Source organism: Natronomonas salinimetallica (genome assembly GCF_013839515.1).
GTDB lineage: Archaea > Halobacteriota > Halobacteria > Halobacteriales > Haloarculaceae > Natronomonas.
The window spans coordinates 37,596-51,366 of sequence record NZ_JACDNQ010000002.1 but is presented as its reverse complement, the minus strand read 5'-3'; the positions used below and the strand labels follow the sequence as shown (position 1 = coordinate 51,366).

The 13,771-nt window shown below is 66.1% G+C and carries 18 protein-coding genes; 11 read left to right on the top strand and 7 right to left on the bottom strand.

What is annotated here, in order from left to right; all coding sequences use genetic code 11:
• Positions 1-96: 96 nt before the first annotated feature.
• Genes HZR14_RS01500 through HZR14_RS01490 form a run of 3 tightly spaced genes read left to right on the top strand, consistent with a single transcriptional unit; the run spans position 97 to position 1,525 of the window.
• On the top strand, positions 97-417 hold the full coding sequence (locus tag HZR14_RS01500) for a glutaredoxin family protein (RefSeq protein WP_181691105.1): 321 nt from the start codon (positions 97-99) through the stop codon (positions 415-417).
• On the top strand, positions 414-929 hold the full coding sequence (locus HZR14_RS01495; protein ID WP_181691104.1) for a redoxin domain-containing protein: 516 nt from the start codon (positions 414-416) through the stop codon (positions 927-929). Before HZR14_RS01500 ends, HZR14_RS01495 begins: the two co-directional genes overlap by 4 nt.
• The gene (locus HZR14_RS01490) at positions 926-1,525 is read left to right on the top strand and encodes an L-threonylcarbamoyladenylate synthase (protein ID WP_181691103.1); all 600 of its coding nucleotides are present in this window, start codon (positions 926-928) and stop codon (positions 1,523-1,525) included. The genes HZR14_RS01495 and HZR14_RS01490 overlap by 4 nt, the downstream gene beginning before the upstream one ends.
• Positions 1,526-1,577: 52 nt before the next feature.
• Here HZR14_RS01490 and HZR14_RS01485 read toward each other — a convergent pair whose 3' ends face one another.
• Positions 1,578-2,231: a CRISPR-associated protein Cas4 gene (locus HZR14_RS01485; protein ID WP_181691102.1), complete on the bottom strand. Its 654-nt coding sequence runs from the start codon at positions 2,229-2,231 to the stop codon at positions 1,578-1,580.
• Positions 2,232-2,446: 215 nt separating this feature from the next.
• Between HZR14_RS01485 and HZR14_RS01480 the strand changes: the two genes are divergently transcribed.
• Positions 2,447-4,288, top strand: a complete 1,842-nt coding sequence (locus HZR14_RS01480; RefSeq protein WP_181691101.1) for a carbon starvation CstA family protein — start codon at positions 2,447-2,449, stop codon at positions 4,286-4,288.
• A 109-nt stretch (positions 4,289-4,397) separates the two neighbouring features.
• Here HZR14_RS01480 and HZR14_RS01475 read toward each other — a convergent pair whose 3' ends face one another.
• A complete protein-coding gene (locus tag HZR14_RS01475; protein WP_181691100.1) occupies positions 4,398-5,084 on the bottom strand; it encodes a DUF8052 family protein in 687 nt (228 codons plus the stop codon).
• Between the two features lie 286 nt (positions 5,085-5,370).
• Here HZR14_RS01475 and HZR14_RS01470 point away from each other — a divergent pair, with 286 nt between their 5' ends.
• Positions 5,371-5,580 (top strand): DUF8007 family protein, encoded by a 210-nt coding sequence (locus tag HZR14_RS01470; protein ID WP_181691099.1) that lies wholly within the window; start codon positions 5,371-5,373, stop codon positions 5,578-5,580.
• A 32-nt stretch (positions 5,581-5,612) separates the two neighbouring features.
• On the opposite strand, the gene HZR14_RS01465 is transcribed toward HZR14_RS01470, so the two are convergent.
• Entirely contained in the window at positions 5,613-5,831 is a 219-nt protein-coding gene (locus HZR14_RS01465) for a DUF8107 family protein (protein ID WP_181691098.1), read from the bottom strand.
• Between the two features lie 52 nt (positions 5,832-5,883).
• Here HZR14_RS01465 and HZR14_RS01460 point away from each other — a divergent pair, with 52 nt between their 5' ends.
• Positions 5,884-6,195 carry a hypothetical protein gene (locus HZR14_RS01460; protein WP_181691097.1) on the top strand — a complete coding sequence of 104 codons (312 nt, stop codon included), beginning with the start codon at positions 5,884-5,886 and terminating at the stop codon, positions 6,193-6,195.
• 96 nt (positions 6,196-6,291) lie between these two features.
• The gene (locus tag HZR14_RS01455) at positions 6,292-6,507 is read left to right on the top strand and encodes a cupin domain-containing protein (RefSeq protein ID WP_181691096.1); all 216 of its coding nucleotides are present in this window, start codon (positions 6,292-6,294) and stop codon (positions 6,505-6,507) included.
• Positions 6,508-6,607: 100 nt separating this feature from the next.
• On the opposite strand, the gene HZR14_RS01450 is transcribed toward HZR14_RS01455, so the two are convergent.
• On the bottom strand, positions 6,608-7,792 hold the full coding sequence (locus HZR14_RS01450) for a CobW family GTP-binding protein (RefSeq protein WP_181691095.1): 1,185 nt from the start codon (positions 7,790-7,792) through the stop codon (positions 6,608-6,610).
• A 150-nt stretch (positions 7,793-7,942) separates the two neighbouring features.
• Here HZR14_RS01450 and HZR14_RS01445 point away from each other — a divergent pair, with 150 nt between their 5' ends.
• Entirely contained in the window at positions 7,943-8,239 is a 297-nt protein-coding gene (locus HZR14_RS01445; protein WP_181691094.1) for a DUF7990 family protein, read from the top strand.
• A gap of 34 nt (positions 8,240-8,273) precedes the next feature.
• Positions 8,274-9,248 carry an ArsA family ATPase gene (locus HZR14_RS01440; RefSeq protein ID WP_181691291.1) on the top strand — a complete coding sequence of 325 codons (975 nt, stop codon included), beginning with the start codon at positions 8,274-8,276 and terminating at the stop codon, positions 9,246-9,248.
• A 124-nt stretch (positions 9,249-9,372) separates the two neighbouring features.
• On the opposite strand, the gene HZR14_RS01435 is transcribed toward HZR14_RS01440, so the two are convergent.
• Entirely contained in the window at positions 9,373-10,281 is a 909-nt protein-coding gene (locus tag HZR14_RS01435) for an MBL fold metallo-hydrolase (protein ID WP_181691093.1), read from the bottom strand.
• A 145-nt stretch (positions 10,282-10,426) separates the two neighbouring features.
• Between HZR14_RS01435 and serS the strand changes: the two genes are divergently transcribed.
• Positions 10,427-11,803, top strand: coding sequence for a serine--tRNA ligase (gene serS, locus HZR14_RS01430; protein ID WP_181691092.1), 1,377 nt, complete (start codon positions 10,427-10,429; stop codon positions 11,801-11,803).
• A gap of 3 nt (positions 11,804-11,806) precedes the next feature.
• Here the strand turns inward: serS and HZR14_RS01425 are convergent, their stop codons facing one another.
• On the bottom strand, positions 11,807-12,148 hold the full coding sequence (locus HZR14_RS01425; RefSeq protein WP_181691091.1) for a nuclear transport factor 2 family protein: 342 nt from the start codon (positions 12,146-12,148) through the stop codon (positions 11,807-11,809).
• Positions 12,149-12,227: 79 nt separating this feature from the next.
• On the opposite strand from HZR14_RS01425, the gene HZR14_RS01420 reads away from it, so the two are divergent.
• Positions 12,228-12,731, top strand: coding sequence for a DUF367 family protein (locus HZR14_RS01420; RefSeq protein ID WP_181691090.1), 504 nt, complete (start codon positions 12,228-12,230; stop codon positions 12,729-12,731).
• A gap of 206 nt (positions 12,732-12,937) precedes the next feature.
• Here the strand turns inward: HZR14_RS01420 and HZR14_RS01415 are convergent, their stop codons facing one another.
• Positions 12,938-13,768: a DUF8155 domain-containing protein gene (locus HZR14_RS01415; protein WP_181691089.1), complete on the bottom strand. Its 831-nt coding sequence runs from the start codon at positions 13,766-13,768 to the stop codon at positions 12,938-12,940.
• Between the last annotated feature and the right edge of the window lie 3 nt (positions 13,769-13,771).

Genomic DNA, 13,771 nt, shown 5'->3' with positions numbered 1-13,771 from the left:
CGAATACGATCGGTCCTCATCGGGGTCGAATACGATCGGTCGCAGACCCCACCGAGCAGCGACACACTTAGACGAGTTCCGACCGAACGGTTACCCATGACCGAGACCGACTCCGATCCCGAGGAGATCACGCTGTATCGGCTCCAGGCGTGTCCGTTCTGTGAGCGCGTCGTCCGCACGCTGAACGGCCTCGACCTCCCGTACCGTTCGCGGTTCGTCGAAGCACGTCACTCGCGACGCGATGCCGTCAGGCGGCTTACCGGTGCGCGGACGGTCCCCGCGATCGTCGACGACCGAACCGGCGTGACGATGAGCGAGAGCGCGAACATCGTCCGCTATCTCGAAACCACCTACGGCGACGGGTCGGAACCGAAGCCCGCCTCCGCGAGCGCCCCGGCGGGCGGTGATTCCGAATGAACCTGACGTTCGATGTGGTCGACCTCGGCCGTGCCGATCACCCCGAGATCGGCGAACAAGCGCCCGACTTCACGCGCCCGCTCGTCAACGACGAGTACTGGGAGGACACGTCGCTGTCGGAACTCACCGCGGAGGCCCCGGTCGTCCTCGTCTTTCATCCGATGGACGGCGACTTCCCGACGACGTACATCTGGCAGGAGATCCGCGATCGGGGCTGGGACGAGTACGACGCCGAAGTGGTCGGACTCTCGATCTCCTCGCCGTACGAGCACTCCCGGTTCCTGGAGGAGTGGGGCCTGGAGGCGTTTCGGCTGTTCTCCGACCCCGGCAACGACGTCGGAGATCGATACGGCATCAGCCATGACCTCGACGGAATGGCCGGGATCGAAGAGCCACGGCCGGCCGTCTTCGTCATCGGCGAGAGTCGGACGATCGAGACGGGGTGGGTGGCCACCGAGTGGCCCGAGTTCCCGCCGTACGACGAGATCGAAGCCGCGATCGAGGAGCTGTGAGCGATCCGGACCTCACCGACGCCGTGGCGGCGCTCCGCCGTGGCGATCTCGTCGTCTATCCGACCGAAACGGTCTACGGACTCGGGGCCGACGCGCTGGACTCGGAGGCGATCGAACGGGTCTTCGAGGCGAAAGGCCGGCCCTTCGAGAAGCCCCTCTCAATGGCGCTACCGGAGGTGGCCGCCGCCGCCGACTACACCCGGATGACCGACCGGGAGCGGCGCTTCTGTGAGCGGTTTCTCCCCGGCCCGGTGACAGTGTTACTCGATCGGACCGACCGGGTTCCCGACGGGCTCGTTGCCGGCCGGGAGCGCGTCGGGATCCGGGTCCCGGATCACGACATCGCGCGCTCGCTTGCCCGCCGAACCGGGCCGATCACCGCGACCAGCGCGAACCGCTCCGGGGAGGCCAGCGCCCGCCATGTCGCCGAGGTCGATCCCGAGATCCGCGACCGGGCGACGGTCGTCGACGGCGGCGAGACTCCCGGAACCGAAAGCACCGTTGTCGACGTCTCGGCGGGTCGGATCGTCCGGCGGGGAGCCCTCGCGGGGGGGATCGAGGCGTGGCTGGCTGCCGACTCGGACGGACGGTCGTAGTCCGGGAGCGGTGGTGCAGGCGGTGTCCGGTACATCGGTACGACAGTCCGTCTCAAAGCGATAGACGCGACCGGAGCGACCGGGTCCGCGTCCCGCACTCCTCGCGGTACGCACAGCCTCCACATCGGGCGTCGTTTCGCAGTCGCGGCGGCGGCCCGTCGATCGCTCTAGCGGTCCGGAGCGCCTTCCGATAGCCCGCCTTCCGTCGCGTCGTCATCCGGAGTCTCCGGACGACGCCGTGGGCCGGGTATTCGACGTAGGCCCGGTCGACGGACGTCTCGCGCTCCCACGACAGCGCCTTCGCCGCGGCGGTCGCCCACACGCTGTGGGGCTCCCAAACGCCCTGCTCGGGCGGTTCGCCAGGGGAGACGATGACCGGGGTCGCGGGATTCGAAAGCAGTTTGTGAGCGATGCCGTGGACGTCCTTGCCGCACAGGAACGTCCGCGCCTCCGGCGGATCGACGAGTTCCCCCCAGCGGCCGAGGCGTTCGGCCGTTGAGCCGAGCGCCGAGCGGTACGCAGTCGACGTGGTGGCGATCGGTTCGTCGGCGAGGTCCGTCCCCGGATCGAGGAGATCCGCATAGCGGAACGCGAGGTTTCTGATCGCCCCGACGGATTCGGGCGAGTCGTAGTCGTCGTGCGTCCGCTTGTAATAGAGTTTCCGCGGGCAGTACGCCGCGGTTGCGAGGTCGGTAAACGCTTGCACGGGGGGTCTGGCCCCGTACCGGTATATAAACCTTCAGCCGTTTCGGGGCGAGGCTTCCGCGCTCCGTGACGGATGGGATCCGCCCCGGCGATTTCGCGTTCGGTTCCCGTCTTCCAGCCGTCCCTCGCCCGCGAGGACGAACGCCCCCGGTATTAATCATAGCAATTCACATAGCTTTAAACCTATAATACACATGTCTTTGGGTAGATTCACGCATGACACAGGTGATCTGGATCGTGGCTGCGGTATTGGTGACGTTCACCGTCGGGTACGTCGGGTACTCGCGATACCTCGCACAGTTCGTCGACCTCGACGAGAGTCGGGAGACCCCGGCACATAAATACGAGGATGGGCAGGAGTACGTCCCCTCGAAAAAGCCGGTTCTGCTCGGGCACCACTTTTCGAGCATCGCCGGCGGGGCACCGATCGTCGGACCGATCACGGCCGGTGCCGTCTGGGGATGGGTTCCCGCGCTGCTTTGGATCGCGATCGGAAACCCCCTGATGGGCGCGGTCCACGATTTCGTCTCGCTGTCCGGGTCGCTCCGACACGAGGGCAAATCGATCGGGTACATCATCGGCGAGTACGTCGGGGAGGGCGGCAAGGACATGCTGCTTTGGTTCGCGTTCCTGACGATCATCCTCGTCGTCGCGGTGTTCGCCCTGGTCGTCGGGATCGTGTTCAACGCGTTCCCGCAGGTCGTGACCGCGTCGTTTATTTATATCCTCCTCGCGCTCGTCTTCGGGGCGTATCTGTATCAGCTCAACGGACCCTTCCTCCCCGGAACGGTCGTCTTCGTCGCCGGGATCTTCGCGGCGGTCTGGGTCGGACTTCAGTACCCACTGGCGCTTTTCGAACTCGCCGAAGGGAGCCACCCCGAAGGGACGATCGTGCTGTTGAGCGGCACCGGTAGCTGGGTCCCCGGTGCCGCCGCCCTCGGCGGCAACACCGCGGCGTGGATCCCGGTCGTCATGATCTACGGCGCGATCGCGAGCGCGCTCCCGGTGTGGGTGTTGCTCCAGCCGCGCGATTACCTCTCGTCGTTCCTCCTGTACACGGGCGTCGGGGGTGCGGCGATCGCAATCATCGTCGGGACGCTTCTCGGGACGTCCGCAGAGCCGCTCGTCATCGACTCCTCCATCGGCGCGTTTCAGGGCTTTTGGGGCGTCGAGGGCGTCTTCCTGCCGCTGTTCCCGCTGCTTTTCATCACCATCGCCTGCGGGACGATAAGCGGGTTCCACTCGCTCGTTTCCTCGGGGACGACCGCAAAGCAACTCAACCAGGAGACCGACGCCCGCCTGATCGGCTACGGCGGCATGCTCGGCGAGGGGCTTCTCGCCGCGGTCGCGCTGTCGACGCTCGCAGTCGCCGGGTTGACGAGCGGCGGCGGTATCGGGCGAGCGCTCCCGAACTTCGCCTCGGGCGGCGGTGCCATCTTGACGAGTCTGGGCGTTCCCGAGGCCGTCGGCTCGGTGTTCATGGCGCTCGTGCTCGTGAGCTTCCTGCTCACGTCGACCGATACGGCCGTCCGCCTCGGGCGGTACATGATGGAGGAGATCGTCGGCACCACGCCCGGCCGAACCGACACCGGGCTGAACGCCGATATCGGGTCGATCGCCCGCGGCCGATACACCAACCCCCTCGTCCAGATCGTCCCGGCGTACCTGCTCGTCATTTCCGGGCAGTGGGTCGTCCTGTGGGGACTCTTCGGCGGCGCGAACCAGCTGCTCGCAGCGCTTGCGCTCCTCACCGCGACGGTCTGGCTGGCCAACTGGGACGAGACGAAACAGCTCGTCTCCACCGGTGTCCCGATGGCGATCATGGTGGTGATCACCGTCCTCGGGCTGTCGTGGCTGGCCTTCTATGAGAACATCTTCTTGAATCTGATCCAGGGACAGGCCGAAACGACCGGCGCGGCGATTTCCTCCGCCGTCCAGGCGGCACTCGCGATCGTGTTGATCGTCCTGGCGCTCGCGTTGGTCCGGCTCGGCTATCGAAGCATCACCGAAGCGCGCGGCGGCCCCGAGACGCCCGCGGCCGAACCGGGCGACGACTGACACGGGCCGTTGTCGCCGGGACCCGGCGGGCGCCGACCCGATCCAGTTCTCGCCGGTGAACCAATCCGTATGAGGCCCCGGCGTCGCTCGTGGGGCGATTTTCGTACGCTCACCGCCAAAATCGTCTCGCGATCCGGGACAACAACCCCTCATCTGGCTCCGTAACGTCCTCCCAGAGGGTAAACGCCGCAGCGACGTCGGCGGCCTCGCTCGCGACGATCCGTTCGCCGTCTGGGTCGACGACGACGAGGTTCACGTCGTAGTGGCCGTAATAGCCGAATTTCAACAGCTCCCGCTCCCGGAACCCGGAGACGAGCGCGGCGACCTCGTCCGAGAGCTCCTCGGAGACGAGGACGAACGTGACGTCCGTCCCGAAGTGTTCCTCGTCGGCGACGATCCGCTCGTCGGCGACCTCGTGGCCGACCCCGACCAGCCGGCGCAGTTCCGAGACGGTCGGCCGCGGCTCCTGACGGACGAACAGATACTCCTCGGCCTCGTGGCCGGCGTAATTCAATGCCGGATGGAAGAACTGCTTTTGATTGAGAACGCGCATCTCGCCGTACATCGCCCACCGTTCGCCGTTGATCCGCCGGTCGCGTTCGAGGTCGTAGTTGTACATCAGGCGGTCGCTGACCCGATTCAGGTACTCGTCGTCCCAGTCGGGAACGGCCTCCGTGATCTCCTCGGGGAGTTCCGCTGCGGCCTCGGCGGCCGAGCGCTCGGGATCGTACGCCTCGTCGGGCGATCCATCGGTCGCGGTACCCTCGGCGGTGCCGTTCTCGCCGGCGTCGCTCATCGGGTCCGTCCGCGGCGGACGGATGCCGTCCCGCGGACTCGACGTCGGCGTTCGTTTCCGGCCTCGTCCGCCCCCGGCTGGCGGGTATCCGGGCGACCTGGCGACCGCCCGATAGCCGTCGGCTCGATAGGTCGGTACCCGATCGTCGCCGGATCGACGGTTCGGTCTGTCATACGCCGCGATAGGGCGGCGGCCCGCAAATAGCCGTCGCCGCTGTTCGACGGGCGTGTGGGGGCGATACAGGACCGTGAGGGGATTTAATTAGGTGGCCGCCGTATCCGGCGGTATGGGAGACGAGAAGACCGAAGCCTGTGGACGGTGTTCGATGACGACGGTCGTCGACGCCGCTGTCGACAGCGAGGAGCGAAATCCATTCGGCGAAAAACGGATCGAAGTCGACGAAGCGGAGTTCCGTCGCGTCTCGCCGGCCGCCTGGCTCGCCGGACTCGGGCACCGCCTCGACGCCGCTGTCCGGAAGCTCACCTACGAGCGATAGCGTGCCACGCGCTCCCGTCCGTCCGCTCCGGGTCAGCTCTTCGATACGAGGTACGTCAGCGCGAAGAGAACGACCGTCGCGGTTGCGACATTTATAAGCGATAGCTCGGCCGCACCGAGCACCGACAGCCCCCAGACGATCGTCGCGCCGAAGGATGCGGACAACACCACGTTCAACAGGAACAAGATGCGGGGGTCCCCGCGCGTTCCCGAGACTCCCTCGCCGAACCCCTCGGCATCGCCGTCGTCCATACGTCCCACCTGCGGCGGAGTCTTTATTGCTCTGTCGCCCGCCGTATCCCGTATGCCGCTCTCGAATCGGGACGGCACCCCGATCGACCCGGTCCCGTTCGCCGTCGTTGGCGGGCTAGCGTTCATGTTGTTGCTCTCCGTCGGACCGCTCTATGGGCTCGCCTACGGGCTGTCGCTTCCGGTGTCACTCGCCGTCTCGACGGTGCTCTACGCCGTCGTCGCCGTCGGTGCGTTCTACCGGCAGGTGTGGGATGCCCACCCCAGACGGGAGACGCCCGTGCGGATGCGTGCAGAACAGCTGTTTCACGGCGCGCTCGCGTTCGCCGTTGTCCTCGTCGCTGTGACCCTCCCGCTCGTCACCTGACACCGCCGGCGATACCTACGTCGGACAGTCACGCTGGTGTGTACCGTCCACACACACTCACGAAGCCGTTGTCCGGGCGGCCACGAACCGCTGTGTATGGGACTCATCGAGAGCGTCAAGGACGTACTCTCATCGCCGTCACCGAAAAATCGTCCGGACGACGGCTCCGCGGGAGCGTACTGGTGTGACGACTGCGACGTCCGCCTCCGGGACGTCGAGGTCGATTCCGACTCGGACGAGGCGGTTACCTGCCCGGACTGTGGCGAGGAGATGCGCTTCGAGCGATCCTCGGGGCGGAGTTGTGCCTGCTGATACGGACGGCTGCAGCCCGTCCGACGTCGTCGGCCGATACCCGCTCCGGACACACGACGTTCACTCCCGACGCACGAGGCTCACCTCCGACACACGACGTTCACTCCCGAAGCACCGTCTCGGCACCCACCTCGTCGGGAAACGGCCCCTCCGTGCCGTCGACGTCGGCGTCGGGGGCGACCAAAGCGTCGTCGAGGGCCGTCTCGATCTCCTCTCGCGCGTAGTCGGTGCCGATGAACACCACCTCGACGCGCCGATCGCCGTGGTCGTCGTGCCACGGGAGTTCCGGACGGTTCGAGCGGTACATGTCCCGTTCGACGTCGGGGAGCGAGTCGATCCACGGTCCCTGCGCGGTCGCACGAACCGACGGCCCGGCGACGCTCACCGAGAGCCGCAGATCGCTACCCGCAACCCAGACCGTTCCTTTCGCCCGGACGATCGACGGCGGCAACGCCCGGAGGGCCGCGGCGACTCCCTTCGGGTGAAACGGCCGCTGTCGCCGGTAGAGAAAGGAACTGACGCCGTAGACCTCGTCCGGGTGAGCGTGGCCGTGCCCGTGTGTGTCGTCGTCTTCACCCTCCAGCAGACGCCTCCAGGTTGGTAGCGAGCGCATCCGGTCGCGATCGAAAGCCCCGGTCTCGAGCACCCGGGACGAGTCGACTGCCGAGAACGTCGTGGGAACCGTCTCGGCGTCGGGCTGGAGCCCGGAAACGAGTTCCGCCGCGCGGCCGAGTTCGGCCTCGCTACAGCGGTCGGCCTTGTTGAGCAAGACGACGTTCGCGGTCTCGACCTGCTCGATGAGGAGATCCGAAAGCGGTCTGTCGCCGGCCTCGCCGCGGCGTTCGACGTCGCCGCCGGAGAATGTCTCCAGAAAGTACGGCGTATCGAGCACGCAGACGAGACACTCGACGTCGTAGCGGGCCGCGACGCGCGATTCGGTCGTGAACAGCCGGGCGATGGGTGCGGGTTCGGAGATGCCGGAGGCCTCCACGACGAGGTGATCGAAGGATCGATCCCTCGCGAGTCTGACGACCGCCGTCTCCAGGTCGTCCTGCAACTCACAGCAGATACAGCCGTTCGAAAGCTCGGCGACGCCGTCGTCGACGTCCAGTTCCGAGCCCTCCGCGATGCGTTCCGCGTCGACGTTGACGGCACCCATGTCGTTGACGAGCACGGCGATGCGTCTGTCGGCCTCGGCCAGCAAGTGGTTCAAAAGCGTCGTCTTGCCGGCGCCGAGGCTGCCCGAGAGGATCGTTACTGGGATGGTATCGCTGCCCGTCTCCATACTGATGGGACGCGGTCAGGACCCTTGAAGCCGCGGTCCGACGACGGTACGGCCGCACGACCGCAGACCGCCTGCCGCCGCCGTCCGCCGTCCGCCGGCCCCCCACGCCCGCGACAGGTATTTGACTCCGGCGGGACTGCGTTGTGACGAATGACGCTCGCAGACCGGATCGAATCGTTCCGTCTCACGCTCGAGGAGTGGCTCCGGGGGCTGTATCACGGGATGATAACGCACCCGGCCTACGAGAAGATCGAAAAGGAGGCCGAGGACGAGGAGGACGCGTTCATACTCGCGTGCTTCCCCGATGCCTTCGGGATCCCATCGCCCGTCTCGTATTACACCGCCGAGTTGCTCCCGTACCTCGAAGACGAGTTCGAGGCGTGGGAACGTCGGCTGTGGGATCGAGACTCCTACGTCGAACGCAAGGGCCAGCAGTATCACTTCTGATGGTCCAGACAGACTGTCGGCGGGGGCGATGACCGTGGAACCGTTCGTCTTCTTCGGCGGAAAGGGCGGCGTCGGAAAGACGACCGTCTCCTGTGCGTACGCGGTCCAGTCGGCACGCGACGGTCATCGGACGCTCGTCGTCTCGACGGACCCGGCCCACTCGGTGACGGACGTCTTCGATCAGCGCTTCGACGACGACGCGACCCCGGTCGAGGGAGTCGAAAATCTCGAAGCGATGCAGATCGACCCCGACGAGGAGGTCACGAGACATCTCGACGAAATCAGACAGGACCTCTCAGAGCAGGTGTCGGCGGCGATGGTCAACGAGGTCAACCGACAACTCGAGATGGCTCACGACACGCCCGGAGCCTACGAGTCCGCGCTCTTCGATCGGTTCATCGAGGTGATGCGATCGGCCGACCCGTACGATCGGGTCGTCTTCGATACCTCTCCGACCGGGAGCACGCTCCGGCTGCTCGGACTCCCCGACCTGCTCGAGGGGTGGATCGACCGGCTGATGTACAAACGCCGGACGAGCATCGATCTCTTCGAGAAGGCCGCGATCGGCAACAACGAACCGAGGCGGGTGATGGACGGTGATCCGGTCCTCGCTCGCCTACAGGAGCGCAAGGAGTTCTTCGAGTTCGCCGGATCGACACTCCGCGAGGAGGCGGCCTTCTTTCTCGTGTTGAATCCGGACGAACTGTCGTTGAACGAGACCGAACGCGCGATCGAGTCGATGCACGAGTCGGGACTCTCGGTTCGTGGGCTGGTCGCGAACCGGCTGACGCCGTCGCCGGACGACGACGAGAACGGGCGGGGGGCGCGGTATCTCAGAGAGCGCGTGGCCACCGAAAACGAGCGTCTCCGCCGCGTCCGCGAGGAGTTCGAGACACCGCTCGTCGCCGAAATCGAGACGAAGACCTCGGAGATAAAAGGTGATCTCCTCGTCGAGGTCGCCGAGGCGCTCGACGTCGGGACGGCGGTCGCAGGGGACCACGTCACGTGACTTCTCCCTACTTCGCTCGGTCGTGCGACCCCACTCGTTGCGGGAGGGGCCACCGATAGAGCGGTGTTCTATCGAGGCCTCAAAAGGTCCTGAACGCGACGGAACGGGACACGAGAGAGCGCCGTTATCCGTTCTCGCCGCGCGCGTCGAGATACCGCAGCACGCCCCGAACGTTCATTCGTATCTCCCCGGCCGCGCTCCGCTCGCCCCACACCTCGGTCGTTTCGGATCGCTCGCTAAACCGTTCGACGATCGCGTCCTCGTCGTCCAGTTCGGCCCTCGCTTTCTCGACCGCCTCGACCCAACGTCGCGTCACCTCGACGTACTCCTCGATCCGACCCTCGGCCGGAACCGGGCCGAAGTGTCCATAACAGATCGTCTCGGGATTCAACGCCTCGATCATCCGCGCGTCCGCGACGACTTCCTCGAGGTCGAACCCCGGCGGCGGCGACGTCTCGACGACGCGGTCCAACTCGGGCACGTAGATCCCGGCCGCGTCGGCGGCGAAGACCGCCCTCGCGTCCGCATCGTGAAATACCGTCTGGTGGAAGGCGTGGCCGGGGGCGTGATAGACGTCGAGAGACCGGTCCCCGAGGTCGATCGTCTCGCCGCCCTCGATCGCTTCGATCCGGTCCTCGGGGATCGGCTCGGGCTCCGTATAAAATCGGATCCGGTCACCGACGGCCGCCTTCGTCCCCGCCCACAGGCGGGTCGGATCGACGAGGTGTTCGACGCCGGCCTCGTGGACGAGCACGCGCGCACCCGTCTCCTCGGCGAGCGTGCCGGCCCCGCCGGCGTGATCGAGGTGGACGTGCGTCGGGACGACGTACGCCAGTTCGTCGCGTCCGATCCCGACCGTCTCGAGGGCGTCCAGGATGTGTTCGTAGTTGGTTCCGAGGCCGGTGTCGATCACCGCCGGCCGCTCCGTGTCGTAGACGTAGACGGAGCCGTACGCGTCCCGGCCGTACAGCCCCATGTCGACGTAATAACAGTCCGGAACGGCCTCCACAGAGTACACGTCACCGATTCCCATACGGTACGTTTCGTCGTCCGATAGTAAAGCCCCTCGTTCTGGCCCCTCGCGTTCCGCCCGCTGCCGTTCCGGGCCGTCGGTCGCGGTCCCGAACGGGTCGGTGTGATCGATACGATTTTCCGCCGGCGCGGCGAACCGCGATCAAATGCTACCGAGGCAGTTCGTCCGGGAGAATCCAGACGAGGTCCGCCGCGCGCTCGAAGCCAAAGGGGTCGACGTCGACCTCGATCGGATCCTCGAAATCGACGGGGAGTGGCGTGAACTCAAAGCAACGGGTGACGACCTCAGACGGCAGCGAAACGAGGTATCGAGCGAGATCGGCGAACTCAAACGCGAGGGAAACGAGGAGGCGGCCGAGGAAGCGATCGAGCGATCCAGCGAACTGAAGGCCGAGCTCGAAGCGCTCGAAGCCCGAGCCGACGAACTGGAGGCCGAACTGGAGGCCGCCCTACTCGAACTCCCGAACCCCCCACATCCCGACGCGCCGGTCGGAGCGGACGAATCCGACAACGTCGAGGTCGAACGGTGGGGGTTCGAGGACCGTCGGGCGCTCCCCGACCCGGTCGTTCCTCACTACGACCTGGGCGAAGAACTGGGAATCCTCGATTTCGACCGGGGGGCCAAAGTATCGGGCGGCGGGTTCTACGTTGCGACGGGTGAGGGCGCACGACTGGAACACGCGCTGATCCAGTTCATGCTCGCCCTCCACCGCGAGGAACACGGCTACACGGACGTGTTCCCACCGATTCCGGTCAACTCCGCCTCGATGCGGGGGACGGGCCAGTTCCCCAAGTTCGTCGACGACGCCTACCGCCTCGGCGACGCCAACGACGCCCCCTACGATGACGACGACCTCTGGTTGCTCCCGACCGCCGAGGTCCCGGTGACCAACATGTACCGCGACGAGATCCTCCTCGACAGCGACCTCCCGATCAAACATCAGGCGTACACGCCGAACTTCCGGCGGGAGGCCGGCGAACACGGGACCGAGACCCGCGGTATCGTCCGGGTTCACCAGTTCAACAAAGTCGAGATGGTGAACTTCGTCCGGCCGGAGAACAGCTACGACCGCCTCGAGGGGCTCCTCGGGGAGGCGAAAGCCGTACTCGAACGGCTCGGGCTCCCGTACCGTGTCCTGGAGATGTGTACCGGCGATATGGGCTTTACGCAGGCGAAAAAGTACGACGTCGAGGTGTGGGCCCCCGGCGACGACATGGAGGACGGCCCAGAGGCCGGAGGACGGTGGCTCGAGGTGTCCTCGGTCTCGAACTTCGAGGGGTTTCAAGCCCGGCGGGCGAGTATTCAATACCGACCCGAGCGACACGAATCGGCGGAATACGTTCACACCCTCAACGGGTCGGGAGTCGCGGTCCCACGCGTCGTCGTCGCGATCCTCGAATACTACCAAAACGAGGACGGTACCGTCGACGTCCCCGAGCCGTTACAGCCGTACATGGGCGGGGTCGAGCGGATCGACGGCCACGACCCCGTCGGCGAATCGGCGCTCGGTGCAGGCGAGTGAACGCTACTCGGAATCGACGGCGCTGTAGGTCCGAACGCGTTCGACCTCGTTCCCCTCGATTTCGAAGACGTCGAGGAACCGAAACCACGTTTCGCCGTCAGGATAGAGCAGTTCCCCCTCGACGGCGACGCGCTCCATCCCGTCGGTGTAGACGGAGTCGATAACGTGTGTCGTCTCCCGTTCCGGGCGTCCCGATCGCATGAACCGTACGAACGAATCACGGCCCTCGACCGTTCGGTCGGGACGACAGTGTCGAAAATCCCCCGAGAGGACCTCCGCGAGCGCGTCGTAGTCATCGTCGTCGATCGATCGGTAGTACTCACGAGCCAGCGACACGCCATCCATACCTAGCGTCGTCTCGGGCCGCAGGGATATATCCGGCGCCGGCCGATCGACTTTTCTTTGCCCGACGGTAACCTCGGATGTGGAACTACACGTCCGGTACGAGGGCGACGACGATCCCGAGAAGTGCTCGGCCCGAAAGCTCGCCCGGTTCGACCTCGCGACGCTTCACCGTTCGACTCGAACCACGCCCCCGGGAATCGTCCTCGATCCGTACGCCGACCGCGCGCTTTCCCCGGCCGATGCCGACGAAAACGGATCCGGTGGCCGGATCGTCGCCCTCGACTGTTCGTGGGAGACCGCCGAAGAGGAGGCGTTCCGCCTCGACGGCCCGCACCGCTCGCTTCCGTTCCTCGTCGCGGCCAACCCCGTCAACTACGGCACGCCGTTCAGGCTCAACACCGTCGAGGCGTTCGCCGGCGCGCTTCGAATCCTGGGCCACCGCGACCGCGCCGAGGAGATCCTCGGAAAGTTTCGGTGGGGCCACACGTTCTTGGAGCTGAACGAGGAGCCGCTTCGGCGCTACGCAGACTGCGAGGACTCCTCGGACGTCATCGATGTGCAATCGGAGTATCTCGACGCCTGAAGTCCCCCTCGCCGCCCGACGATCGAACTCGTCTTCGCCGCCCGACGTCTTTCCGAGTGGACCACCCCTTCCGCCAGCGAACGGCACCCGCCTATTTATATACGATCACGGGGCCAGCCCCCGTGTGATCTGAGTATCGCCCCGTGGCGAACACGGCGGGAGCCCGGCACACCGCCACGGGGCCGACACAGTGCCGGCTGTCAGCCTTATCGGATCGCGTCAGCCGTCGACTCGATCGAGACGGTGACCTCCTCGCCCGGTCCAAAGCCGTGACCATCGCGAAAGACCAACTTCACGCCGAAGGGTACCCTCGATGCGAAAAGCGAGATCCCGGTCGCTCGCTTTTCGTCCGCGAACACCGCCACGTCGGCCCAGCGGAGATCGCGACCGTCCGCGAGCCCGATCGACGTCCCGAGCAACGAACGCTTCCCGTCGGCGGGCGAGAACGTCCCTCCGCCCTCGTAGTGGACGAGCCCGCCGTCGAGCGGTACGCCATCGTCGTCCGCGAGGGCGGTGAACCCTGAGTGCTCCCTGTCCGAAGGCGAGTCGAGTAGGACGTGCGTTGGTCCGGCTTCGAGGACCGTCCCGGTCCCGTCCCAGGCAAGACCGGTGACGGGGACGTCGACTTCGATCCGCAACGACCCGCCCGCTCGATAGGGGTTCTGCCCCGGCTGACGGAAGCCGAGGTGGACGTGGTTGTCCACCCACCGGCCGAAGAAGCCGGATCTGATGAGAGTTCCGAGACGGTCGCCGATCTCGATCGTCTCGCCGACTTCGACCGCAGGATCGACGTGGAGTATCCTCGCGACGTGGGACTCACAGTCGATGAGGAGTACGTGGTCCTCGGAGGTCGCGTATGTTCGGTCCGGACATCGGACCGTTTGGATCGACCGGACGGTTCCCCTGACGGGGGAAATCGCCCCGTTCGTGCCGGGATAGAGATCGATCGCATGTCCCGAACCGTGTGCCGGGTACGGCGAGTTATAGAGGGAAAACCGCTCGTATCGACAGAGTGCCGACGCCGGAACCACGACCATACC

Bases quoted from the DNA above. Each gene is read 5' to 3' on its own strand.
- HZR14_RS01480 (WP_181691101.1), top strand. From the start codon at position 2,447: ATGACACAGGTGATCTGGATCGTGGCTGCGGTATTGGTGACGTTCACC.
- HZR14_RS01460 (WP_181691097.1), top strand. From the start codon at position 5,884: ATGCCGCTCTCGAATCGGGACGGCACCCCGATCGACCCGGTCCCGTTC.
- HZR14_RS01470 (WP_181691099.1), top strand. From the start codon at position 5,371: ATGGGAGACGAGAAGACCGAAGCCTGTGGACGGTGTTCGATGACGACG.
- serS (WP_181691092.1), top strand. From the start codon at position 10,427: ATGCTACCGAGGCAGTTCGTCCGGGAGAATCCAGACGAGGTCCGCCGC.
- HZR14_RS01450 (WP_181691095.1), bottom strand. From the start codon at position 7,792: ATGGAGACGGGCAGCGATACCATCCCAGTAACGATCCTCTCGGGCAGC.
- HZR14_RS01455 (WP_181691096.1), top strand. From the start codon at position 6,292: ATGGGACTCATCGAGAGCGTCAAGGACGTACTCTCATCGCCGTCACCG.
- HZR14_RS01435 (WP_181691093.1), bottom strand. From the start codon at position 10,281: ATGGGAATCGGTGACGTGTACTCTGTGGAGGCCGTTCCGGACTGTTAT.
- HZR14_RS01415 (WP_181691089.1), bottom strand. From the start codon at position 13,768: ATGGTCGTGGTTCCGGCGTCGGCACTCTGTCGATACGAGCGGTTTTCC.
- HZR14_RS01425 (WP_181691091.1), bottom strand. From the start codon at position 12,148: ATGGATGGCGTGTCGCTGGCTCGTGAGTACTACCGATCGATCGACGAC.
- HZR14_RS01495 (WP_181691104.1), top strand. From the start codon at position 414: ATGAACCTGACGTTCGATGTGGTCGACCTCGGCCGTGCCGATCACCCC.
- HZR14_RS01500 (WP_181691105.1), top strand. From the start codon at position 97: ATGACCGAGACCGACTCCGATCCCGAGGAGATCACGCTGTATCGGCTC.
- HZR14_RS01465 (WP_181691098.1), bottom strand. From the start codon at position 5,831: ATGGACGACGGCGATGCCGAGGGGTTCGGCGAGGGAGTCTCGGGAACG.
- HZR14_RS01445 (WP_181691094.1), top strand. From the start codon at position 7,943: ATGACGCTCGCAGACCGGATCGAATCGTTCCGTCTCACGCTCGAGGAG.
- HZR14_RS01475 (WP_181691100.1), bottom strand. From the start codon at position 5,084: ATGAGCGACGCCGGCGAGAACGGCACCGCCGAGGGTACCGCGACCGAT.